The sequence below is a fragment of the Lebetimonas sp. JS138 genome, from assembly GCF_000523335.1.
GTDB lineage: Bacteria > Campylobacterota > Campylobacteria > Campylobacterales > Nautiliaceae > Lebetimonas.
Map to the genome: position 1 here is coordinate 1231832 of NZ_ATHT01000001.1, position 22002 is coordinate 1253833.

Genomic DNA, 22002 nt, shown 5'->3' on the forward strand with positions numbered 1-22002 from the left:
TATTAAGCCTTTAAATTTATTAAATTTTCACTAAAATCATATATCGGTTTTATCTCTTTTTTAACAACTTCTACCGAAAAAGGCAGCTCTTTTTTATATAAATTTATTAAATTTATTGTTGAATCAAATTCACAAAAAAGTTTTAAGCTGTTTTCAAATAAAAACCCTTCTATTTCCCCCAGATGTTCAAATACAGCATAAAATTTTAACGTGTTTTTTTTATATTTAAGCTGCATAAGAGCTTTTTTTTTATCATTTATAATTATATGATATATTTTTTGATTAAAAGCCATTAATATATTCATCCAGAATATAAATTCGTTTTTATTATTCGCATTTGCCAAATGGCTCATTATTTCTTTTTTATCAGGGGCTAAAAAATTTTTTGTAAAATTTATTTTTTTTAAAATATTTAAAATTCTGGGATATTCTTTAAGATTGGAAATTTTTATCGAATATCTGCCTTCTTTTATTTCTGCAAGATATTTATTACCCACTTTTAACGGTATATAACTTTTGGTTTGAATTTCACGGTTACCGAGTTTTATTAAATATTTTATGGGATTTAATTGTTTTTTTATATCGATTTGTACCGGCAAAGTAGCATTAAATTCTTTAATGCCTTCGAGTCTGTTTATGGTTTTTAAAATTTTACCTATTTTAGAGAGATTTAACGGCATCAGCAAGCTTTAAGGCAATTTTTTCTTTACTCTCCTGAGGAAATAAAATTTCTTTATCTTTTGTGATAAAAATTATTTCGTTTTCATCGCTTCCGAAACTGTTTTTTGAAAGTAAATTCAGACATATTGCATCTAAATTTTTTTTATTTAACGCGTTTTTTGCGTATTTAAGGGCATTTTTTTCATCAAATTCGGCTTTAAAGCCTATTTTTTTAAATTTTTTTTCTTTTAAATGTTCAAGGATATCAATGTTTTTATGTAATTTTAAAACAAATTCATTACCTATTTTCTCTTTTTTTAATTTTCCTTTTTTATAAACCGACATATAATCCACTATTGCGGCTGCCATTATTAAATAATCAGGATTTTCCTTTAAGATTGCTTCTAAATAATCTTTTGCGCTCTCAACTTTTATCTGTTGAATTTCTTTGGTAAGATTATGGTCTTTACTAGAAATCAGTGTTACATCGGCGCCTTTTATATAAAATGCTTTTGCCAGGGCTTCCCCCATTTTCCCGCTTGAAAAATTACTTATAAATCTTACATCGTCTATTTTTTCCCTACTTCCTCCGGCGGTTACAACAACTTTTTTGTTTTTCCAAATTTCTTGCTTGTTTATTTCCCTCAGTGCCCGTAAAAATATCTCTTCCGGTTCGGCCATCTTACCTATTCCCTCGTCTCCACAGGCTAGAAGACCGGAATTGGCTTCGATTATGTTTAATTTTTTAAAATTTTTTTGTGTAGTGGGATGTAAATACATGTTTGTATTTGCGCTTGGTGCAAAAAGAGTGGGGGCTTTTGTGGCAAGGTACGTCTGTAAAAGCAGATTGTCGGCGATGCCGTTTGCCGCTTTATTTATTGTATTTGCACTGGCGGGGGCTATAATGTATATGTCAGCCCATTTTGCATAATTAATATGGTTAATATCATTTGCCCAGTCTTCATTTTTGCTTGTTAAAACCCTGTTTCTTGTAAGTGTTTCAAATGTAAGAGGAGTTACAAATTTACCTGCGGCGTCTGTCATTACAATTCTTACATTATCTTTATTTTTTATAAAAAGCCTTATAAGCTCGCATGTTTTATATATTGCAATGCTTCCTGTAACCCCTATCAATACGTTCATCTGTTTTCCCCGAAAAATTTATAATAAAAATTCTTTACTATTTTTAAAGGGGTTCTGCTGATTGCAAGGCTTCCTTTTGGAATATCCTTGTTTACTGTGCTTCCTGCTGCTATTATTACATCTTCTTCTATTGTAAGAGGTGCAATTAACTGTGTATCGCTTCCTACAAAAACATTTTTCCCTATTTTTGTTTTATATTTATTTTTTCCATCATAATTACAGGTAATTGTTCCGGCCCCTATATTTGTACCTTCTTCTATTTCACTGTCTCCTAAATAACTAAGGTGTCCCGCTTTTATTTTATTTAATTTACTTGCTTTTACTTCCACGAAATTCCCTATGTGGGTATCAATAAGCTCGCTTTTAGGCCTTATTCTCGCCATCGGACCGATACCGGAATTTTTTATAACAGCATCTTCAATTACACTGCCTGGACGGATTTCACTTTCAATAATTACGCTTTTTTTAATTACACAGTTTGGCCATATTTCACATTCCCCTTCAAAAGAAGAATATGCATCTATAAAAATTGTCTCTGGCAAGTGCATAATAACACCGTTTTTCATCCAAAAATTTTTTATTCTGTTACAAATTATTTTTTCGGCTTCCGCCAAATCTTTTTTTGTATTAATACCTTTAAAATTTTCTTCGTTTACTTCTATTGCTTTTACATTTAAGCCGTCATTTACAGCCATTTCTATTATATCGGTTAAATAATATTCATTTTGTGCATTTTTATTGTTTAATTTAGGAAGATATTTTTCTAAAATTTCTTTTTTTATCAGATAAATTCCGGCATTTACGTAAGGGATTTTAAGTTCGTTTTCATTTGCGTCTTTTTCTTCAATTCTTTTTTTTACATTCGAATTTTCTATCAACACCCTTCCGTATCCGTTGGGATTATTTAATTTCATAACGCTCATTACGATATCGGCATCAATACTCTCAAATTTTTTAAGTTCATTTGCTTCAATTAAAGGCATATCACCGTTTAAAATAAAAATTTTGTCATTTTCAATTTTTAATTTTCCATTATCCATTAAGGAAAACAGCGCTCCTCCGGTTCCTGGATAATTTTTTAAATCCTGTTTTATTATATTAATCGGATAATTTTCTATTGTTTTTTTAACATTTTCAAACTGATGATAAAGTATTATATTTACATTTCCCGATATTTTAAGAGATTCTTCAATTACAAATTCAATCATTGCTTTGTTGCATAATGTATGAAGTACTTTTGGAATCGCACTTTTCATACGGGTTCCCCTGCCCGCTGCCAAAATAATGACACTTGACATATGTTTACCTTTTTTTTGTTATAATTATAGCAAAAAAGGCTATTTTGATGGATTTGGCTACTGTTATTGGAATGGTTGGCGCTCTTGGTCTTCTTATTGCCGCTATGGCACTCGGTGTGGGTGTAGGGGCTTATATTGACCCTCAATCAGTGTTAATTGTTATTCTCGGTTCAATAATGGCTCTTATGGTCAGTTATAAAATGGATATGATGACAAAATTTTTAAAAGTTTTCATGATAGCCATAAAACCTAATTATCAGCCCAATTATGAAGAATTAATAAAAAAACTTGTAGATTATGCAACTCAGGCAAGAAGAGACGGAATTCTTTCACTTGAGAGCGCAGCCAATAACGAAGAAGACGAATTCTTAAAAAAAGGCCTTTCAATGGCGGTAGACGGTAACGAGCCCGATACAATCAGAGAACTTTTGGAAATAGAAATGGAGCAGATGGAAGAAAGACATAAAAAAATGGCTTCCATTTTTTCTACATGGGCAGGTCTCGCCGGAGGCTTCGGTATGCTTGGAACATTGGTGGGACTTGTCGCCATGCTGCTTAACATGTCCGACCCTTCATCAATCGGTCCGGCTATGGCGGTTGCATTACTTACCACACTTTACGGTGCTATGATAGGTAATATTTTCGGAAATCCTATTGCCAGCAAACTTTCTTTGAGAAATGATGACGAAATGCTTGCAAAGACCATGATACTTGAAGGTATTATGTCTATTCAGGCGGGTGACAATCCAAGAACACTTGAAGCAAAACTTTTAAGCTTTTTGCCGCCTTCTAAAAGAAAATCCCAATTCGAATAGGAAAAATGAATGGCTAAAAAAAAGTGTAAATGCGAATGTCCCGAGGGTCTACCTGAATGGTTGGCGACATTCGGGGATTTAATGAGTTTACTTTTATGTTTTTTTGTTTTGCTTCTTTCAATGTCCACTATGAACGCCAAAAAGGTTCAAGAAGCCATAGGCTCTCTTGCGGGTGCACTTAGTGTGCTTGAAGGCGGAGCTAAAACCGAGGTTAGTAAAAACAGAAACCAAATAGCCACCCCTATTGAAGAAAAACAGGAAACTTCCCAAACTGTTAACAAACTTTCAAAAGCTATTCAGGAATTCAGACAGTTTACATCGGGTTCAAAAGGCCCTTCAATTACATTGGAAGAAGGCGAGGAGGGCTTTTTTATAAGGCTTCCCGCCGATATTACATTTAAACCGGGAAGTGCTGAAATTACAGATGAAGATGCATTGCTTTTTTTAAAAAGAATATCACTGATTATAAAAGAATATCTTCCTAAAAATATTGACATTCAGATAAAAGGATATACAGATAACACCCCTCCACCTCAAACGTCTCCTTATACGGATAACTGGGAGTTAAGTGCGGCAAGAGCACTCAGCGTTCTTAAAATTTTAATAAAAGACGGAGTCAATCCAAAACAGCTGAGTGCCGCGGCATACGGCGAATATCATCCGATTGCAAGTAACGACACACCTGAAGGAAGAACAAAAAACAGAAGAGTTGAAATATGGTTTTTTGCGAAGAAAAAAGAACTTCAAAACAAAGTTCAAAAATCAGTATTAGATAAAGCTAAATGAAAAAAATATTATTAATTTTTTTCCCTGTTTTGATTTTTGCGGCGGCAGTGCATATTCCAACAGTTAATTTGTCATTAAGCGCCCCCGCTAATCCTAAACAGCTTGTAAGTACGTTAAATATAGTCATCTTAATGACCTTGTTGGTACTGGCTCCTAGCATTGTACTTGTAACCACATCTTTTATAAGAATAATTGTGGTGCTCGGTTTTTTGCGCCAGGCTCTCGGGACACCTCAATCGCCTCCAACGACACTTTTGGTTTCATTTGCGCTTATTTTAACGTTTTTTATAATGGAGCCGTATGCAAAGCAGTCTTATAATAACGGAATAAAACCGTATATGCAGGAAAAAATAGGATATGAACAGGCTTATGAAAGAAGTGTCAAACCTTTTAAAATGTTTATGATAAAAAATACACGTGAAAAAGATTTGGCTCTGTTTTACAGAATAAGACATCTTCCAAATCCAAAAACAGTTAACGATGTGCCTTTAACAATTTTAGTTCCTGCTTTTATGTTAAGTGAGCTTAAAACAGCTTTTGAAATAGGATTTTTAATTTTTTTACCTTTTTTGGTAATTGATATGGTGGTCAGCAGTATTTTAATGAGCCTGGGAATGATGATGCTGCCTCCTGTGATGATTAGTTTACCGTTTAAAATTTTAATATTTATTTTAGTTGACGGATGGGATTTGGTTGTAATGGGACTGGTGCAGAGCTTTAAGTAAGGATATAGGATATAGAATATAGGATTTAGGATTTAGGATTTAGGATATAGGATATAGGATTTAGGATTTAGGATTTAGGATAGAGTAAAAATGAAAGGAAATAAATGACTTGCAGCAGTTTTGGTAAATGCGGAAGCTGTGTATTATGGAAAATTCCATATGTTAAACAGCTTAAAATGAAAAAAGAAAAAATAAAAGAGATGTTTAAAGATTTTGATATACCTGAAATTGAAATTATAAATGATAAAGACGAGTATTTCAGGGCTAGGGCTGAATTTAGAATCTGGCATGAAGGAAGTGAGCTTTTTTATGCGATGAGAAAAAGAAAAGAGGAGGGAAGGGGTGTAATCCCGATTGATGAGTGTAAAATAGTGGATAAAGCGATTTATGACGTAATGCCTGATTTGCTAAAAGAGATAGAAAAAAGTGAAAATTTAAAAAACAGGCTTTATGAAATAGATTTTTTAAGTAATTCTTCAGGCGCACTTATTGTTACTTTAATTTATCATAGAAAAGTGGATCAAGCAATTGCAGAAGATATTAAAAAATTAAAAGAAAAATTTAAAAAAATTGATTTTATTGTTAGAAAAAAAGGCAGAAAATATGTTTTTGATAAAAATTATTTAATTGATGAAATTGATATTAACGGCAATATATATAAATATAAAATAATTGAAAATACATTTTCACAGCCAAACAGAAATATAAACAAAAAAATGATTGAGTGGGTTTTAAAAAATGCGGATTTAAAAGGCGATTTGGTTGAACTTTATTGCGGAAACGGAAATTTTACAATTCCTCTTAGTGAAAAATTCAATAAGATAATAGCAACTGAAATTAATAAGGAAAGTATTGAAGCAGCGACTTTTAATGCCGAAATAAACAATAGAAAAAATATAACTTTTCTTGCTATGAGTGCTGCTGAATTCAGTTCACTAAAAGAGGAAAAATCTCCTCTTCTTGCAAAATACGATTTGAAAAATGTTTTTATAGACCCTCCAAGAGCCGGACTTGACGACAAATCAAGAAAATTTGTAAACAGTTTTGAAAATATTATTTATATATCATGCAATCCGGAAACTTTAAAAAGGGATTTAGAAACTCTGACTAAAAAAAGAAAAATAAAAGCTTTTGCATTTTTTGACCAGTTCCCATATACCAATCATATGGAATGCGGAGTGATATTAGAAAGTGAACAGTGAGAAGTGAGTGGTGAGTAGGGGAAAATGATTAGTTTTAACGATTTAGCAGGAGAGATTTTTTTAATTTTATTGTTTTTAGGAATAACTATTGGTGTTATTATTGCTGAAAAGATAAGGAGAAAAAAATGAAAGTTTTAATAATAGGGCCTGGAGGAGTTGGGGGGTATTTGGCTTATAAATTAAAAAAATGCGGTAATTATGTAAGTGCTATAGGAAGCAGTGGAGAAGTTAAAGAATTGACTATTAAAGATGTTGATAAAGAAGAGAGCGTAAAATTTGATGATTTGACTAAAATTTATGATGTGGTTTTTGTTACAACAAAAAGCTATCATTTAGATGAAGTTATAGAAAAATACAAAAAATTTTTAAAAAATTCAATTGTTGTACCCATTTTAAACGGAATAGGGCATTTTGAAAAATTTAAAGATTTTAATTTAAAAAAGGCCTGTATTTATATACTTTCAAATAAAGTTAACGGGATTATTCATAAAAAAACACCTCTTTTTTATTTGTGTATTGAAGATGATGAAAAATTAAAAGAAGTTTTTAAAAACTGCGATGATTTAAAAATAAAATTTAGTAATAATATTGACAAGGATATTTGGAAAAAGTATCTGTTTATCTCTACTTTTGCTAGCTTGCAGAGTTTTTATCAAAAACCGACCGGCTGGATAATGGAAAACAAAAAGGATGAGGTGGAAAAATTTTTGGATGAAGTTATAAGAATAGCAAAAGAAGAGGGAATTGATTTAAGTGATGAAAAAGAAAGAGTGATAAAACAGGCGCTAAATATACCGTATAATTCTAAAATGAGCATGCAGATTGATTTTGAAAATGGTGGTCTTACAGAAGTGGATAATTTAACAGGTTTTTTGGCTAAAAAGAGTGATTTTATCAATAAATACTATAAAAAGTTAAAACAATAATTTTTCATTTTTCACTTTTCGTTTTTAATTTATTTAAATAACTCTCAAGTATTTTTTTAGCGGCTAAGCTGTCAATTCTTCCATCCCTTTTATATTTTATTTTTCCTTTTATTTCCTCTTCCACCAGATTGCTTGTAAAACTCTCATCTACAAACTCTATTTTTCCGTTAAAATTAATTAATGATACAAAATGTTTTATTCTTCTTTGCATCTCTTCATTCGTTTTGGGAATTCCCACCACTAAAATGTCGGCTTTATACTCTTTTAAAATATTATCAATTTCCCTTGCGGCCTGGTTTCTGTTTTTTCTTATAACGGCATTTAAGGGAATGACAACCGATTTATCAGGGGTATAAGCTATACCTATTCTTTTAAGTCCTACATCTATTGTAACAATTTTTTCCATATTTTTACCTTTTGTTCTAAATTCATTCTTGCATTTAAAGGACTTGGACTTGGCAGATACAATGGAGAATGTAAAATGGAAAATGAAGAATTTTTGAAATGTTTTTTTATAACTTTTTCAGCAGTTCTTGAAGTAACTGCTAATTTTTTTATATTTGGATATTTTTTAAGTAAATTTTCAATATCACATAGTTTTATGATTTCCAAATTGTCATCTCTGCTGTTTTTGTCTTTTCTTTTGCATTCACATATACTGTCCCACAAAGCAATTTTATGTTTTTTTAAAAAAGAAATTTTTTCCTGGATGGTGTAAGGTTTTTTATCATTATAAATAATTGCCAATATATCCCAGAACTGGTTTTTGGGATGCGAATAATAAAAACTGTTTTCAAAAGATTTGATTGACGGAAAAGTTCCAAGAATTAAAATTTTACTTGTTTTAAAAATTATTGGTTCAAATGGATGAATTAGTCTTCCATTTTCCATTATTTATTATCCATTAAAATATACTTTTCCATTTTTTATTTCAACTTCAGAGTTTAGCTCCATTTCATAAATTCTTGAGCCGTAAAGTTTTAGGGCTTCATTTAAGGATAAAATTTTTTCATTAGAACTGATTCCCAAATTTTTACAAAATTCATCTATATCCCAAATAACTTCCGCCTGATTTGTTTTTGCAATATAATTGGTGCCAGCGCTTTCACCGATCCTCTGCGGAATAACATAAACTTTTTTGTTATATTCTTTTGCCCATTCAAAGCTTCTCATGCTGCCGCTTTTTAATGAAGCCTGCGTAATTATTACAAATTTTGAAAGTTTTACAATAATTCTGTTTCTTTCAAGAAATGTATGTTTGTAAGGTTTGTAATTTTTTTCGTATTCACTGATTGCGAGAGCTTTTTTGTAAACGGATTTTATCAAATTTTCATTTTGTTTGGGATAAATAATATCAAGTGATGAAGGTGAAACAAAAACAGTGTTTGGGAAAGAGCCTCTGTGGGCCTGGGTATCCACCCCCAAAGCGCCGCCTGAAATTATTACAAATTTTTTTGAAAGTTTTTTTGCCAAAAGATATGTGATTTCTTTTGTGTATTTGCTCGCTTTTCTGCTGCCTACAATGGCAATTTTATCTCTGTTTAATAAATCAGTATTACCTTTATAAAAGAGTTCAAATTCATCAAATTTTAATTTTTCATTATGGCTGCTTTTCAAACTGCCAGATGAGCTTAATTCGATTTGTTCATTTTCGCTCATTTTCCATTATCCATTCTCCATTTTTCACCGCTTACTTTTCATTTTTTGTTTTTAATTCATAAAGTTGATTTATTGTTATTACATCAACATTTTTTAAAATATTTTGTGATTCATTTAAAGCTTCAATGGTTGTTTTATGAGGATGCCCTATGGCAATGGCATATCCTCTTTTTCGGGCTATTTTAACCGCTTTTTTAAGCTGGTTCTGGATATAGTTTATATCCGGTTTGTTATCTAAAAATATATTTCTTTCAAAAAAGGGAATATGATAAATTTTTTCTGCATCTCTTGCCTTTGAATAAGGGGTTGTTCTTGAATCTACAAATCCCAGATTGTCTTCTTTTAAAACTTTAAAAAGTTTTTCCATTTCAGTGGTATCGGCAGTAAATTTGCTTCCTGTATGGTTATTTATAAACTCCGCTTTCGGAAACCATTTTTTTATTTCATCAATTCTTTGTTTTATTTGGGAATAAGACCAGTTTGTATTTATAGTGTCCGGTTCAGGATGTGCAAACGCAAGTGCCTGCATAGGTACATGAACCATGTAATCTTTGAATTCTTTTGCATAAACAGGAGTGTTGGGATGGATCTTTGTGGGTGGAAAAAACGAAGGTGTCGCTTCAAAAGGCAGATGTTTAATAGCTTTTACCTGATATCCGAATGAAACATCGTCCAGAATAATTACAAGTTTCGGTTTTTTGGTCTTTAATTTAACCGTAACCGGTACAGGGGGTTTTGTTTTTTTATAATGTTTATGAGCTGTTTCGTAATCTTCTATTTCAGAAGGAAGATTATATAAATTTTTATTATTTTGATTCAGCTGATTTGAAAGATTTTTAATTTTTTTTTCAAGCATGGATATTACATTTTGTGTTTTTTGCAGGGATTTTTTATTTGTGTTTTCTCCTATATAAACACCCGCAATAAAAAAACTTAAAGAAAAAATTGCCAGTAAAAGTATATAAACAATATATTTTAAACTGTTTTTTTTTGAATTTTTTCGTTTTTTTTTCATTTTTTCAGAATTATCTCAATTTCTAATGTTTCAATGTTTTGGTTTGAATTTGTTTTAATGCCGATGTCTTTAATATCCACATATTTTTTTACAACGTTGATTAAATCCTGTTTCATTTCATCTAAATTATTGATTTTTGTATTTGCTCTTTCATATGCAAGCATCATCATAAGTCTGTCTTTTGCAACATCTTTTGATTTTTTCTTTTTAAACAGGTCAAAAAAACTCATTTGAATAATCCTTTAAGTTTAGAGAAAATACCTTTTTTTTTGGTTAAATCCAAAAATTCAATTTCTTCATTTTCTATTCTTTTTGCAATTCTTCTGTAAGCTTCCCCGACCAATGAATTTTCATTAAGTGCAATCGGTTCACCAATGTTGGTTGAACGTACAATTTCCTCATCATCCGGAACTATTCCGATTAAGTCAAGTGCCAATATATGCAAAACATCTTCGGTTGAAAGCATTTCGCCTTTTTCAACAAGTTCGGGTTTGATTCTGTTTATTATAATTCTTTTTTCAACTTCTTCTCCAAGTTGGGCTTTTTTACTTTTTGCATCTATTATACCTATAACCCTGTCGGCGTCCCTGACAGAAGAAATTTCCGGGGTTGTAACCACTAAAGCCATATCGGCAAGATAAATTGAATGTTCGAATCCGCTTTCTATTCCTGCAGGTGAATCGATTAATATATAATCAAAATCTTTTTTTAATTCGTTGATTAAATTTTCAACTTTATCTTTATCGAGTACCGTTTTGTCTTTTGTCTGACTTGCGGGCAGAAAATGCAAATTATTTGTACGTTTGTCTTTTATTATAGCCTGGGCCAGATTGCATCTTTTTTCCATTACATCAACGACATCATAAACAATTCTGTTTTCAAGGCCCAATATCATATCAAGGTTTCTAAGCCCTATATCAAAATCTATTGCAATAACTTTTTTGCCGTTTTTGGCCAAAGCCGTGGCAATATTGGCGGTTGTGGTTGATTTACCTACTCCGCCTTTGCCGCTGGTAATAGTAATAACTTTTCCCATTTTTTCTCCTATCCCGAGAAGGGATTAATTTTTATTTGGATCTACAATTTTGTTTTGTGTAATCCAAGGCATCATAGCTCTTAATTTTTGTCCTGTTTTCTCAAGTAAAGAAACTTTCATATTATTTCTCTCAGCAGTCATTCTTGGATACCCGGCCATTCCTTCAAGTATAAAATCTTTGGCGAATTTACCGTTTTGAATTTCTTTTAAAATCTGTTTCATAGCTTTTCTGCTTTCTTCGTTAACTACTTTTGGCCCGCTTACATAATCCCCGTATTCCGCAGTGTTTGAAATAGAATATCTCATATTTTCAAGACCGCCTTCAAACATCAAATCAACTATGAGCTTTAATTCATGAAAACATTCAAAATATGCCATTTCCGGTGCGTAACCCGCTTCGACCAATGTGTCAAACCCGGCCTGAACAAGTGATGTTACACCGCCGCATAAAACTGCCTGTTCACCAAACAGGTCAGTTTCTGTTTCATCTTTGAATGTTGTTTCAATTATTGCGGTTCTTCCTCCACCAATTGCGCTTGCATAACTGAGGGCTAACTGTTTTGCCTCCTCACCGCCTTGATATACAGCAATTAAATCCGGAATTCCCCCGCCTTTTACAAATTCGCTTCTTACAGTATGCCCCGGGGCTTTAGGGGCTATCATAATTACTTTTAAATCAGCTCTTGGGATTATTCTTCCGAAATGAATATTAAATCCGTGTCCAAATGCTATTGCAGCGCCTTCTTTTAAATTAGGTTCTATTTCTTTATAATAAACAGTTCTTTGAATTTCATCAGGTAATAATATCATTATTACATCTGCATCTTTTACGGCTTCGCCCACTTCTTTTACTTCAAATCCGTAATTTTTGGCTTTTTCCCATGATTTGCTGCCTTTTCTAAGACCCACTGTTACATCAACCCCGGAATCTCTAAGATTAAGTGCATGGGCATGACCTTGACTTCCAAAACCTATCATCGCAACTTTTTTGTTTTGAATAATGCTCAAATCACAGTCTTTGTCATAATAAATATTTAATGCCATTTTATCTCCTTTTTTTGGAATTATATCAAATATTTTGTTATAATTTAGCAATTTAACTTAAGGGGCCTTTTTGAAAAAAATAATATTAACTGTTTTTTTTACTTTTCTGTTTTCTGCCGAAATGCCTTTGAATGTAGCTTTTAAAAAAGGTTTTTATTATAAAATATGTGATAAAAGATGGGATTATATCAATAAATATATCAATAAAAGGGAAGATTTACTTTCTCTTGTAGCGTATGCATGTCTGAAAAGAAGAAATTTAACACCTGCGCTCGATTTGGCAAAAGTGTTAAAAACAACACCTCTCGGAAGAAAAAATGCCACTTACATAACCACTCTTTTTTTAATGAAAAAATTAATACTCGAATACATTTTTGACGATATAAATTTAAATAATATAAAACTTCCTGTTATAAATGACAATTTATTGGGGATTGTGTTTAATTATATACAGACAAAAAAAGTAAAAAAAGAAAAAAATAAAATAGTAATTTTTGATAAAAATAAAAAATATATTGTTTTTCCTAATAAAAATTATAATATTGTAATTAAAGAATATTTAAACAATAAACTTATAAAAAAGGAATTTTTTTGGTAGTTACAGATAAGATTTTTTTGGATAATTTGCTAAAAGAAAATGAATTAACCAAAGAACAGTATCATAAGATTCAGGAATTATTAGAAAAAAATCCAAAAGAAGATGTGTTAACACTTTTATTTAAAAACGGGTATATTACAAAAGAAGTATATTTAAAATATCTCTCTTCCAAATATTCAATAGGTTATATTTCCGATTTAAGTTCCATAAGATTAAAAGACATTCATATTCCTGTCAACATTTTAAAGCAGACACTGGCCGTTCCTGTGGAAGAGAAATACAATAAAGTAAAAATAGCCGTTGCCGATCCGCTTGACTGGAACGCACAGGCAATTTTAAAAAGATTTTATCCAAATAAAGAAGTTGAATTTATATTGGGGTTAAAAGAAGATATTTTAAAAGTCCTTAAATTACTTGAAAGTAAAGAAAAAGTAAAAGAGATTATAAAAGATATAAAAAAAGAATTAAAAGGAGCCGAGGTAACCGGGGAAGAATCTGCGGTTATGAGACTTATTAAATATCTTGTTGTCTCTTCCATTGAAAAAAAAGCAAGTGATATTCATATTGAGGCTGAGGAAGACGGAGGGGTTGTGAGAGTCAGGGTGCTTGGGGATTTATATGAAGTGTTGGATTTTGATATGGATATTTTTAATGCCCTTGATTCAAGAATTAAAATTCTCGCCAATATGGATGTTAGTGAAAAAAGGAAGCCGCAGGACGGTTCTTTTTCCATGGAAATAGGCAAAAATAAATTTGATTTCAGGGTTTCAACCCTTCCTACAATTTGGGGAGAGAGTATCGTTATAAGAATTCTTGATAAAAGGAGCATTCTTAAAAAAATAGATGAAATAGGAATTACATCAAAAAATCTTGAAATTTTTAAAAAAGCCCTTTCTCAGCCTAACGGTATTTTTCTTGTAACCGGGCCTACTGGCAGTGGGAAAACAACAACTTTGTATGCGGCTTTGCATGAAATAGCAAAAGTAAATAGAAAAGTTATTACTGTTGAAGACCCGGTAGAATATAAATTACACGGGATACAACAGGTTCAGGTGAATCCAAAGGTTGATATGACTTTTGCAAACGCTCTGAGGAGTATATTAAGACAGGACCCGGATATTATAATGATAGGGGAAATTAGGGATTTAGAAACACTTGAAATTGCAATCAAGGCCGCTTTGACGGGCCATTTGGTTCTTTCGACCCTTCATACAAATGATGCCGTCAGCTCAATCCAGAGAATGATAGATATGGGCGCGGATGCTTTTATGGTTGCCGCTTCTTTAATCGGAGCTGAGGCCCAGAGGCTTGTAAAAACAATATGTCCATACTGTAAAACAAAACATAAACCCGAAGATATTTATTTGGATCCTATTAAAACAATAATACCTAAAGATGCGGTCTTTTATAAAGGTATCGGTTGTGAACATTGTAATTTTACCGGATACGGGGGCAGAACAATGATAAGTGAAATATTTTTAAATGATGAAAAGATGGAAAGTATGATAAGCAGGGAAAAAGAAAAAATAGATATACTGAATTATTTAAGAAGTAAAGGTTATCAGAGTATGTTTTATGACGGATTGATTAAAGCGTTAAAAGGAATTACTACATTAGAAGATATTTATAAGGTGGCAAAATTATGAAATATTTTAAAGCAACATTCATTTATAAAGGTGAAAAGGAAAATTTGGTATTTAAAGCGTTAAACAGGGCAGAAGCGATAATTGAAGCAAAAAAACTGCATAAAGGGCTTTTAATAGATATAAATGAAATTCCTATGCCTTTTGATGAAAAAATTAAAATCTTTAAAGATATTGTTTTAAATAAAATTTTAAGAAGAAAATTAAATTATCCGGCTTACATAGGTTCAATAAGGCAACTTTCTGTATTGATAAAAGCGGGGATTTCCCTTAAAGATGCCCTTGAAGATATATCCTCCCATACAAAAGATTCATTGATTTCTGAAATTTTTGCAAAGGCGGCAGAAGCCATAGACAGCGGTAAAAATTTATCCGAAGTATTTGAAGAGTATGAAAATTATGTAGGGGGAATTTCCGTCGCCATGATAAGACTCGGTGAGCAGACGGGGGATTTGGTGGCAGCTCTTGAATCTTTAGCGGGAATTTATGAAAATATGTATGAAAACAGAAAAAAAATGATAAAGGCCCTTCGTTATCCTGTAATTGTTCTTTTTGCCATAGCCGCAGCATTTACTTTTTTGGTTTTGGTTGTAGTTCCGAAATTTAAGGCTGTTTTTTCCATGCTTCATGCAAAACTCCCTTTGCCTACCAGAATATTGCTTTGGGCGGAGCATGTTTTATCAAATTACGGTTTTTATGTGCTGTTTGGATTTATATTAATACTGGTTTTGATTTCGTTTTTTTATAAAACATCTTATAAATTTAAATATTATGTCGATAAATTTTTATTAAAAATGTATCTGATAAAAGATGTTATTGAATATGCCACTTTAACTAGGGTATTGGCAACTTTGTCATCATTAATCAAAAGCGGTATTCCTTTGGTGGATGCGTTGAAAATTACCGAAGGCATCGTCGAAAACGAAATTATAAAAGAAAAACTAAGAGAGATTATTAAAGGTGTTAATCAGGGAAGAAGTTTTGCCGAAATGGTAAGTGAAACCAATTTTGTAAATTATATAGCCCTCAGGATGATAAGTGCCGGGGAACAGTCCGGAGAATTAGATAATATGCTTGAAAGCGCCGCAAAATACTATGCGGACAAATTCCAGGATATTATCGACAATATGCAGGCTGCAATAGAACCTATTATGTTGTCTGTAATAGGGGCTTTGGTGCTACTCTTGGCCCTTGGTATATTTTTGCCTATGTGGGATTTGGCAAGTGCGGCAAAAAATGCAATGTAATTATTTTTCAAAATTTTCCAAATAATCATCCTCTTCATCTTCTTTTTTATTTATTTTGTAATTTTTATATCTCGGGTCGTTTTTTATTTTATCCCATTCTTTTTTTAATTTGTCATATTCTTTTTTTATATTTAAAATTGCGGCTGCAATTCCCCAAAAAACACCAAGCCACAATAGCCATATTTGATGGAAAGTGTTTTTAAGCCATAATCCTATCCCAACCCCCATTAATACCGCAACAACTATAGAAATGCCCAAAGAAAGCTTTTCGGCACCTCTTACGGTTTTTCCCAGATTTCCTTTTTTTTGCATTAAATTTCTTTTGCAATTTGTTTGTAAGTTTTTATTGTGTTTTGTATATCTTCATCATTCATAGGAGTACAGATAAAGCCTGTTTCATATGCGCTTGGTGCAAAATAAAAACCGTTTTTTAACATTTTATTATGAAATAATGCGTATCTTTTTGTATCACTCTCATTTACCTCATCAAAATTTTTAGGCAATTTTGAATTAAAGAAGAATCCGAACATACTGCCCATTACATTATAATTAAATTCAATTCTGTTTTCTTTTGAAATTTCGGCAAATCCATGCATTAGATTTTTTGCTTTTTTTTCAAGAGTCTTATAAATTTCCGGATTTTCTTTTAATTTTTTAATTTGTGCAAGTCCGGCGCTCATGGCCACAGGGTTACCGGAGAGTGTTCCCGCCTGATATACTGGACCTATTGGAGATAATTTTTCCATAATTTCTTTTTTCCCCGCAAATGCTCCAACGGGCATTCCGCCTCCTATTACTTTACCGAATGTTACAATGTCCGCTTTTATGCCGTATATATCAAAACTGCCTCTAAGTGACGCCCTGAATCCGCTCATCACCTCATCAAAAATCAGAATTGCCCCGTAATGGTTGCAAATTTCCCTGAGTTCACCTAAAAAATCGGCTTTGGCAGGTATCAAACTCATATTTCCGGCAATCGGTTCTATTATTACACATCCCACATCACCGTTTTGAAAACATTTTTTAACACTTTCAATATCATTATATTTTGCAAGAAGTGTATGTTTTGTAAAATCAGCCGGAACACCGGGAGAACTTGGTGTTCCGAATGTAGCGGCGCCGCTGCCGGCACTGACCAACAATGAATCGCTGTGTCCGTGGTAACACCCTTCAAATTTTATAATATCATCTTTCCCGCTTACACCCCTTGCAAGTCTTATCGCGCTCATTGTGGCTTCTGTGCCTGAGCTTACAAATCTTATTAAATCCAAATGCGGAAATAGTTCCAATACTTCTTTTGCCAAATCTATTTCAACTTTTGTAGGGGCTCCAAAACTTGTTCCTTTTTTTACGGCTTTTATAATTGTATTTTCTATTTCCTTGTCACAGTGCCCGAAAATAAGCGGACCCCAGCTTTGTATAAAATCCAGATATTTTCTGCCTTTTGTGTCATATATATATGCTCCTTTCCCTTTTTCAATAAAAGGAGGTTCCCCTCCGACACTTTTAAATGCCCTAACAGGTGAATTTACTCCTCCTACGATATATTTCTGTGCTTCTTGAAATAGATTCATTTTTTTACCTTTTTTTTGTTACAATTATACTAAAAAAGGATTTTTATGAAAATCGATGCAAAACTTGTTGAAAAATTGGAAAATCTTTCTATGCTTGAGATAGCCGATAAAGAAAAAATGGCTGAGAATTTGGCAGAAATAGTAGAATTTGTTGAAATGTTACATGAAATAGATACAAGTAAAATAGAAGCTACTTTTTCAACATTAAACAATCCTACACCTTTAAGAGAAGACGAAGTTAAGCAAAGTAATGTTATCAAAGATGTTCTTTCGCATGCACCAAAATCAAAAGATGATTATTTTATAGTTCCTAAAATAATCGAATAGGAAAAATCATGGCACTTAATTTTACATTAGAACAGCTTTTAAAAAGTATTAAAGATTACAATGCAAGTGATTTGCATTTAAATGTCAATGCAGAGCCGACGCTGAGAATTGACGGAAAATTAACCCCTTTAAATCTTCCAAAACTTACAAAAGAAGATGTTGCGGATCTTTGTTATTCCGTTTTATCAGAAAAACAAAAAGCAAAATTAGAAGATGAACTTGAACTTGATTTTTCTTTTGAGGTACCGAAAGTTTCAAGATTCAGGGCCAATTATTATTTCGAAAGAGAAAATTTGGCAGGCGCATTCAGGATTATTCCTGAGAGGCCTTTTAGTCTGGATGAATTACGCGCCCCGGGAGTATTTAAAAAATTAGTAAGGCATGAAAAAGGTCTTGTGTTGGTAACAGGGCCTACCGGAAGCGGTAAATCAACCACTCTTGCCGCTATGATAAAAGAAATAAATGATAATTTCAGAAAACATATTATTACCATTGAAGATCCGATAGAATTTGTGCATCAGCATAACAAATGTCTAATATCCCAAAGAGAAATAAACAGAGATACAAAATCGTTTCTCAGGGCTTTAAGGGCATCTCTTAGGGAAGATCCGGATGTTATATTAATTGGTGAGATGAGAGACAGAGAGACAATAGGCGCCGCAATTACAGCGGCAGAAACAGGGCATTTGGTTTTTGCAACGCTTCATACAAATTCGGCAAGTCAGACTATAAACAGAATTGTGAATGTATTCCCAGCAGAAGAACAGGACCAGATAAGAACACAACTTTCAATGGCTATTTTAGCGGTTATTTCTCAGTCTCTTTTACCAAAAATAGGTGGGGGAAGAATTGCGGCTCATGAAATAATGATTAATAATCCTGCAATTGCAAACTTAATCAGGGAAAATAAAATTGCCCAGATATATTCACAAATGCAGCTTAACCAGGGTGTAACAGGAATGCAGACAATGAATCAGGTGTTGGCTGAACTTGCAATGAAACATATAATCGATAAAGATACAGCCATGGCTTATAGCACAAAACCGGAAGAGCTCAGAAAATTAATAGGTGTTTAATGGAAAATTTTTTAGTCTCTTCTTATGATTATAAATTACCTGAGGGTTTAATTGCCAAATATCCTGCAAATCCCAGGGATTTAGCTAAACTTTTAGTCTACGATAGAAAAAAAGATAAAATAATTCATACAGTTTTTAGAAATATTTTAGATTTCACGGGTGAAAGTACTTTTATTTTTAATAATACAAAAGTAATAAAAGCAAGAATCTTTGGAAAAAAAGAGAGCGGAGGAAAAATAGAATTACTTTTAAACAGGCCTTATAAAAACGGTTATCTGGTTTATATCAGGGGAAAAGTAAAAACAGGTAGTAAACTTTATTTTGATAATGGGCTTATGGCTGAGGTAAAAGAGCTTTTAGAAGATGGTAGCAGAATAGTTAGTTTTAAGTTAAAAGTTGAAAGTGAAAAGTTTAAAGAATTGGATTTTTTAGAATTAGTTAATATTTTAGAAAAGATAGGACATGTTCCGTTGCCTCCGTATATTAAAAGGGAAGATGAACAAATTGATGAATTGGAATACCAGAGTATTTTTGCCAAAAAAGAAGGGGCTGTTGCAGCGCCTACCGCTTCACTTCATTTTACGGATGAATTATTAAAAAAAATAAAAGAAAAATATTTTTTAACGCTTCACGTAGGGGCTGGAACATTTAAACCTGTTGAGGTTAAAGATATAAGAAAGCATAAAATGCACAGTGAATTTTACGAAATTCCTGAATGTACAGCTAAAATTTTAGATTCAAATAAAGAAATAGTGGCAGTAGGAACAACCGTGACAAGAACTGTAGAATATTATGCAAGAGAAAAAAAATTAAGTGGAGAATGCGATTTGTTTTTGCACCCCCAAAATCCTCCCATAAGGGTCAATCATCTGCTTACAAATTTTCATCTTCCCAAATCAACGCTTATAATGCTTGTGGCAAGTTTTATAGGCAGAATTAAAACTCTTGAAATTTACAAAGAGGCAATAGAAAAAAAATACAGATTTTACAGCTACGGTGATGCAATGCTTATTATATAAGTGAAAGTTAATTAAACTCAATTATAATTTAACTATTTTTGCTCCGTATCCTCCCATATGAGGCGGTGCGTCTGTAAAACTTTTTACCAAAGGATGATTTTTAAGAAGTTCGGTTATTCCTTTTGCCAATATTCCTTTTCCCATACCGTGATAAATCCATACTTCTTCAAGCCCCGCAAGCGCAGCATTGTTTAAAAATTCTTCTGTTTTTTCAATTGCTTCTTCCATTCTCAAGCCGTGTAAATCAAGTTTTATATCGGCCTTAACAGCTTTTGGTTTTGAAATTTTAATTTTTTCTTTTTTTATAGGTGCTTTATAATATTCCAGCTGATTTTTTGGAATCAGAAGTTTTTTGCCTTCAATATTTACAAGTGCGTTTTTGCCTTTAATTTCCAATATTTCCCCCGCTGAACTTTTGAATTTTACCTTGTCCCCCGCTTTAAATTCTTTATTAATTTCTTCTTTTTTTATTTTTATTTTTTTATATATTTGATTTGCCTCATTAAGTTTTCTGTGGGCATCGCCTGTAGATTTTGCCTTTATGGCTTCTTTCGCCGCTTTTATTGCGTTATTAAATTCTTTTAGAAGTCTGTTTTTTTCTTTTGTTAATGATTCGTTAAATTCTTTTTTTTGCAAAAGAAGGGATTCTTTTAATTCTTTTGTGTTCTCAAGTTCTTGATTTAATTCGTTCAGTTTTTTATTGTATTCATATTGGGCATTTGCGGCCTTTTCTATCAATATGTCAAGTTTTTCCAAATCTTCGGAATATTCCTGTTTGGCTTTATTTATTATATTTAAAGGAATTCCGTATCTTTTTGCCGTTTCAAACGCAAAGCTTCTCCCGATAGTTCCTTTTATAAATTCATATGTGGGCTTTTGCTGTTTTTCATCATAAACAGCGGCTAATAATTCCACATCTTCGTGTTTTGCAAGTAAAGAGGCAAGTCTTTTATGATGTGTAGTAATTACAATCCTGTTTTTTTTCATAATTTCTTCAATAATTACTTTAAACAGTGTTGCGGCTTCGTTGGCATCCGTCCCTAATTCTATTTCATCCACTCCTATTAAATAATCTTCTTTTCCAAAAACTTCTTTAAATTCTTTTATTCTCCCCGCAAATGTAGAAATATCGTTTTTTACATTTTGGGGGTCTTGTATAATTGATTTTATCTCTTTAAATGCGGGAATAATTGAAGTTTCTCTTGTTTTCATCGGAAGAAGGTGTTTTGCCATAAAAGCGGAGCTGAGGATTGATTTTAGAAGCATTGTTTTACCGCCGGCGTTAACCCCAGTGATAATCAATACCTGCTTATCCCATTGCACGTTTACCGGTTTGCAACCACTTAAAGCCGGATGGCAAAAATCCTTTAAACAAAATTTTTTGCTTTTTTTAGGCAGTATAAATTCCAGATTTTCATTTTTTGCCAAAAATATTCTTGCCTGCAAATGGTCGAATTTGTCAAACTCGGAATCAATAAAACTTAGAAATTTGACCCATTTTCTAAAAATACTGCTAAATTCCCTTGATTTTTTTTCTAAAAATTCTTCTTTTAAAGACAATAAATCATCTATTCTTTTTTTAAGTTTAGAAATACTTCTTGGAAAAATGTAAAAAAATCCGCTTTGACTTCTGCCGAGGATTTCCGCATCGATTATTTTATTAAAGCCGCCTCTTAGAAGAAGTGTTTCTTCATCTCCTTGCAGATGTATCTGTTTATCTACCAAAAAAGGCTCAAGTTTTTTTGAATTTATATATTTGTAAAGTTCCTGACGTATCAGGGTTTTTACTTCTTTTATTTTTTCATTTATTTCGTCAAGTTCTATAAATCCGATTACTTCGCCTTTTTTATTATAATGCAGTGTCAGTTTTTTTATTTCAGAGGGAATTTCAATTTTATCGAACCACTCAGCTAAATCTTCCCAGTTTCTTGATTTTAAATAGTCAAAATAATTGATAATTTTTACAAATTCGAAAATTTGAGAATGGCTTAAATCTCCGTATTTTTTTAAATGAATCAGCTCTTTATCCAGATTTTTAACCTCAGGCGGGCTTTTGAAATCTTTGTTTTCGAGTTTTTTAAGATATTTATAAAATACATTAATATCGCCGTTTAGTTTAAAATCTTTTTCCCTTGCAAAAAGTGAATAGAGTCTGTTTATATAATCGCTTAAATCGAGCTTTTTTACCATTTAGTTTTTATCCTTTCTT

The 22002-nt window shown here is 32.1% G+C and carries 24 protein-coding genes; 11 read left to right on the forward strand and 13 right to left on the reverse strand.

The window, feature by feature from the left end; genetic code table 11:
- Positions 1 to 2 precede the first annotated feature (2 nt).
- The 3 genes from DZ67_RS0107065 to glmU are packed head-to-tail and all read right to left on the reverse strand — an operon-like array spanning position 3 to position 3101.
- Complete coding sequence (locus tag DZ67_RS0107065) at positions 3 to 680, reverse strand: hypothetical protein (RefSeq protein ID WP_024787951.1); 678 nt, start codon at positions 678 to 680, stop codon at positions 3 to 5.
- On the reverse strand, positions 661 to 1803 hold the full coding sequence (gene coaBC, locus DZ67_RS0107070) for a bifunctional phosphopantothenoylcysteine decarboxylase/phosphopantothenate--cysteine ligase CoaBC (RefSeq protein ID WP_024787952.1): 1143 nt from the start codon (positions 1801 to 1803) through the stop codon (positions 661 to 663). Before coaBC ends, DZ67_RS0107065 begins: the two co-directional genes overlap by 20 nt.
- Entirely contained in the window at positions 1800 to 3101 is a 1302-nt protein-coding gene (glmU, locus tag DZ67_RS0107075) for a bifunctional UDP-N-acetylglucosamine diphosphorylase/glucosamine-1-phosphate N-acetyltransferase GlmU (protein ID WP_024791954.1), read from the reverse strand. Before glmU ends, coaBC begins: the two co-directional genes overlap by 4 nt.
- Positions 3102 to 3148: 47 nt before the next feature.
- Here glmU and DZ67_RS0107080 point away from each other — a divergent pair, with 47 nt between their 5' ends.
- The 5 genes from DZ67_RS0107080 to DZ67_RS0107105 all read left to right on the forward strand — a co-directional run bounded on the left by DZ67_RS0107080 (position 3149) and on the right by DZ67_RS0107105 (position 7555).
- Entirely contained in the window at positions 3149 to 3916 is a 768-nt protein-coding gene (locus DZ67_RS0107080; protein ID WP_024787954.1) for a motility protein A, read from the forward strand.
- Between the two features lie 9 nt (positions 3917 to 3925).
- Positions 3926 to 4702 (forward strand): OmpA family protein, encoded by a 777-nt coding sequence (locus tag DZ67_RS0107085; RefSeq protein ID WP_024787955.1) that lies wholly within the window; start codon positions 3926 to 3928, stop codon positions 4700 to 4702.
- A complete protein-coding gene (gene fliP, locus DZ67_RS0107090; RefSeq protein WP_024787956.1) occupies positions 4699 to 5427 on the forward strand; it encodes a flagellar type III secretion system pore protein FliP in 729 nt (242 codons plus the stop codon). The genes DZ67_RS0107085 and fliP overlap by 4 nt, the downstream gene beginning before the upstream one ends.
- A 104-nt stretch (positions 5428 to 5531) precedes the next feature.
- Positions 5532 to 6629 (forward strand): tRNA (uridine(54)-C5)-methyltransferase TrmA, encoded by a 1098-nt coding sequence (gene trmA / locus DZ67_RS0107095; protein ID WP_024787957.1) that lies wholly within the window; start codon positions 5532 to 5534, stop codon positions 6627 to 6629.
- 125 nt (positions 6630 to 6754) lie between these two features.
- Positions 6755 to 7555, forward strand: coding sequence for a ketopantoate reductase family protein (locus DZ67_RS0107105; protein ID WP_024787958.1), 801 nt, complete (start codon positions 6755 to 6757; stop codon positions 7553 to 7555).
- Positions 7556 to 7559: 4 nt separating this feature from the next.
- Here DZ67_RS0107105 and ruvX read toward each other — a convergent pair whose 3' ends face one another.
- Genes ruvX through ilvC form a run of 7 tightly spaced genes read right to left on the reverse strand, consistent with a single transcriptional unit; the run spans position 7560 to position 12309 of the window.
- On the reverse strand, positions 7560 to 7961 hold the full coding sequence (gene ruvX / locus DZ67_RS0107110; RefSeq protein ID WP_024787959.1) for a Holliday junction resolvase RuvX: 402 nt from the start codon (positions 7959 to 7961) through the stop codon (positions 7560 to 7562).
- Complete coding sequence (locus tag DZ67_RS0107115; protein WP_024787960.1) at positions 7940 to 8446, reverse strand: DNA-deoxyinosine glycosylase; 507 nt, start codon at positions 8444 to 8446, stop codon at positions 7940 to 7942. The genes ruvX and DZ67_RS0107115 overlap by 22 nt, the downstream gene beginning before the upstream one ends.
- Before the next feature lie 6 nt (positions 8447 to 8452).
- The gene (locus tag DZ67_RS0107120) at positions 8453 to 9214 is read right to left on the reverse strand and encodes a DNA-processing protein DprA (RefSeq protein ID WP_024787961.1); all 762 of its coding nucleotides are present in this window, start codon (positions 9212 to 9214) and stop codon (positions 8453 to 8455) included.
- Positions 9215 to 9245: 31 nt separating this feature from the next.
- Positions 9246 to 10229 (reverse strand): divergent polysaccharide deacetylase family protein, encoded by a 984-nt coding sequence (locus DZ67_RS0107125; protein ID WP_024787962.1) that lies wholly within the window; start codon positions 10227 to 10229, stop codon positions 9246 to 9248.
- On the reverse strand, positions 10226 to 10459 hold the full coding sequence (gene minE / locus DZ67_RS0107130) for a cell division topological specificity factor MinE (RefSeq protein ID WP_024787963.1): 234 nt from the start codon (positions 10457 to 10459) through the stop codon (positions 10226 to 10228). The genes DZ67_RS0107125 and minE overlap by 4 nt, the downstream gene beginning before the upstream one ends.
- Positions 10456 to 11265 carry a septum site-determining protein MinD gene (gene minD, locus DZ67_RS0107135; RefSeq protein WP_024787964.1) on the reverse strand — a complete coding sequence of 270 codons (810 nt, stop codon included), beginning with the start codon at positions 11263 to 11265 and terminating at the stop codon, positions 10456 to 10458. The genes minE and minD overlap by 4 nt, the downstream gene beginning before the upstream one ends.
- Before the next feature lie 24 nt (positions 11266 to 11289).
- Entirely contained in the window at positions 11290 to 12309 is a 1020-nt protein-coding gene (gene ilvC / locus DZ67_RS0107140; RefSeq protein WP_024787965.1) for a ketol-acid reductoisomerase, read from the reverse strand.
- Between the two features lie 70 nt (positions 12310 to 12379).
- Here ilvC and DZ67_RS0107145 point away from each other — a divergent pair, with 70 nt between their 5' ends.
- Genes DZ67_RS0107145 through DZ67_RS0107155 form a run of 3 tightly spaced genes read left to right on the forward strand, consistent with a single transcriptional unit; the run spans position 12380 to position 15797 of the window.
- On the forward strand, positions 12380 to 12907 hold the full coding sequence (locus DZ67_RS0107145; RefSeq protein ID WP_024787966.1) for a hypothetical protein: 528 nt from the start codon (positions 12380 to 12382) through the stop codon (positions 12905 to 12907).
- A complete protein-coding gene (locus DZ67_RS0107150) occupies positions 12901 to 14553 on the forward strand; it encodes a GspE/PulE family protein (RefSeq protein WP_024791955.1) in 1653 nt (550 codons plus the stop codon). Before DZ67_RS0107145 ends, DZ67_RS0107150 begins: the two co-directional genes overlap by 7 nt.
- Positions 14550 to 15797, forward strand: coding sequence for a type II secretion system F family protein (locus tag DZ67_RS0107155; protein ID WP_024791956.1), 1248 nt, complete (start codon positions 14550 to 14552; stop codon positions 15795 to 15797). The genes DZ67_RS0107150 and DZ67_RS0107155 overlap by 4 nt, the downstream gene beginning before the upstream one ends.
- Here DZ67_RS0107155 and DZ67_RS0107160 read toward each other — a convergent pair whose 3' ends face one another.
- A complete protein-coding gene (locus DZ67_RS0107160) occupies positions 15798 to 16109 on the reverse strand; it encodes an AtpZ/AtpI family protein (protein WP_024791957.1) in 312 nt (103 codons plus the stop codon).
- Entirely contained in the window at positions 16109 to 17371 is a 1263-nt protein-coding gene (gene hemL / locus DZ67_RS0107165; RefSeq protein ID WP_024791958.1) for a glutamate-1-semialdehyde 2,1-aminomutase, read from the reverse strand. Before hemL ends, DZ67_RS0107160 begins: the two co-directional genes overlap by 1 nt.
- 45 nt (positions 17372 to 17416) lie before the next feature.
- Between hemL and gatC the strand changes: the two genes are divergently transcribed.
- Genes gatC through queA form a run of 3 tightly spaced genes read left to right on the forward strand, consistent with a single transcriptional unit; the run spans position 17417 to position 19793 of the window.
- Positions 17417 to 17698, forward strand: coding sequence for an Asp-tRNA(Asn)/Glu-tRNA(Gln) amidotransferase subunit GatC (gatC, locus tag DZ67_RS0107170; RefSeq protein WP_024787971.1), 282 nt, complete (start codon positions 17417 to 17419; stop codon positions 17696 to 17698).
- Positions 17699 to 17706: 8 nt separating this feature from the next.
- On the forward strand, positions 17707 to 18774 hold the full coding sequence (locus tag DZ67_RS0107175) for a type IV pilus twitching motility protein PilT (RefSeq protein WP_024787972.1): 1068 nt from the start codon (positions 17707 to 17709) through the stop codon (positions 18772 to 18774).
- Positions 18774 to 19793, forward strand: coding sequence for a tRNA preQ1(34) S-adenosylmethionine ribosyltransferase-isomerase QueA (gene queA / locus DZ67_RS0107180; protein WP_024791959.1), 1020 nt, complete (start codon positions 18774 to 18776; stop codon positions 19791 to 19793). The genes DZ67_RS0107175 and queA overlap by 1 nt, the downstream gene beginning before the upstream one ends.
- Positions 19794 to 19814: 21 nt before the next feature.
- On the opposite strand, the gene DZ67_RS0107185 is transcribed toward queA, so the two are convergent.
- Positions 19815 to 21983, reverse strand: coding sequence for an endonuclease MutS2 (locus DZ67_RS0107185; protein WP_024791960.1), 2169 nt, complete (start codon positions 21981 to 21983; stop codon positions 19815 to 19817).
- Positions 21984 to 22002: the final 19 nt, after the last annotated feature.

Coding starts and splice junctions, on each gene's coding strand:
- DZ67_RS0107175 (WP_024787972.1), top strand. CDS start 17,707: ATGGCACTTAATTTTACATTAGAACAGCTTTTAAAAAGTATTAAAGAT.
- DZ67_RS0107065 (WP_024787951.1), bottom strand. CDS start 680: ATGCCGTTAAATCTCTCTAAAATAGGTAAAATTTTAAAAACCATAAAC.
- DZ67_RS0107125 (WP_024787962.1), bottom strand. CDS start 10,229: ATGAAAAAAAAACGAAAAAATTCAAAAAAAAACAGTTTAAAATATATT.
- DZ67_RS0107105 (WP_024787958.1), top strand. CDS start 6,755: ATGAAAGTTTTAATAATAGGGCCTGGAGGAGTTGGGGGGTATTTGGCT.
- gatC (WP_024787971.1), top strand. CDS start 17,417: ATGAAAATCGATGCAAAACTTGTTGAAAAATTGGAAAATCTTTCTATG.
- DZ67_RS0107155 (WP_024791956.1), top strand. CDS start 14,550: ATGAAATATTTTAAAGCAACATTCATTTATAAAGGTGAAAAGGAAAAT.
- DZ67_RS0107160 (WP_024791957.1), bottom strand. CDS start 16,109: ATGCAAAAAAAAGGAAATCTGGGAAAAACCGTAAGAGGTGCCGAAAAG.
- DZ67_RS0107080 (WP_024787954.1), top strand. CDS start 3,149: ATGGATTTGGCTACTGTTATTGGAATGGTTGGCGCTCTTGGTCTTCTT.
- hemL (WP_024791958.1), bottom strand. CDS start 17,371: ATGAATCTATTTCAAGAAGCACAGAAATATATCGTAGGAGGAGTAAAT.
- glmU (WP_024791954.1), bottom strand. CDS start 3,101: ATGTCAAGTGTCATTATTTTGGCAGCGGGCAGGGGAACCCGTATGAAA.
- DZ67_RS0107115 (WP_024787960.1), bottom strand. CDS start 8,446: ATGGAAAATGGAAGACTAATTCATCCATTTGAACCAATAATTTTTAAA.
- fliP (WP_024787956.1), top strand. CDS start 4,699: ATGAAAAAAATATTATTAATTTTTTTCCCTGTTTTGATTTTTGCGGCG.
- minD (WP_024787964.1), bottom strand. CDS start 11,265: ATGGGAAAAGTTATTACTATTACCAGCGGCAAAGGCGGAGTAGGTAAA.
- trmA (WP_024787957.1), top strand. CDS start 5,532: ATGACTTGCAGCAGTTTTGGTAAATGCGGAAGCTGTGTATTATGGAAA.
- ilvC (WP_024787965.1), bottom strand. CDS start 12,309: ATGGCATTAAATATTTATTATGACAAAGACTGTGATTTGAGCATTATT.
- coaBC (WP_024787952.1), bottom strand. CDS start 1,803: ATGAACGTATTGATAGGGGTTACAGGAAGCATTGCAATATATAAAACA.
- minE (WP_024787963.1), bottom strand. CDS start 10,459: ATGAGTTTTTTTGACCTGTTTAAAAAGAAAAAATCAAAAGATGTTGCA.
- queA (WP_024791959.1), top strand. CDS start 18,774: ATGGAAAATTTTTTAGTCTCTTCTTATGATTATAAATTACCTGAGGGT.
- ruvX (WP_024787959.1), bottom strand. CDS start 7,961: ATGGAAAAAATTGTTACAATAGATGTAGGACTTAAAAGAATAGGTATA.
- DZ67_RS0107185 (WP_024791960.1), bottom strand. CDS start 21,983: ATGGTAAAAAAGCTCGATTTAAGCGATTATATAAACAGACTCTATTCA.
- DZ67_RS0107085 (WP_024787955.1), top strand. CDS start 3,926: ATGGCTAAAAAAAAGTGTAAATGCGAATGTCCCGAGGGTCTACCTGAA.
- DZ67_RS0107120 (WP_024787961.1), bottom strand. CDS start 9,214: ATGAGCGAAAATGAACAAATCGAATTAAGCTCATCTGGCAGTTTGAAA.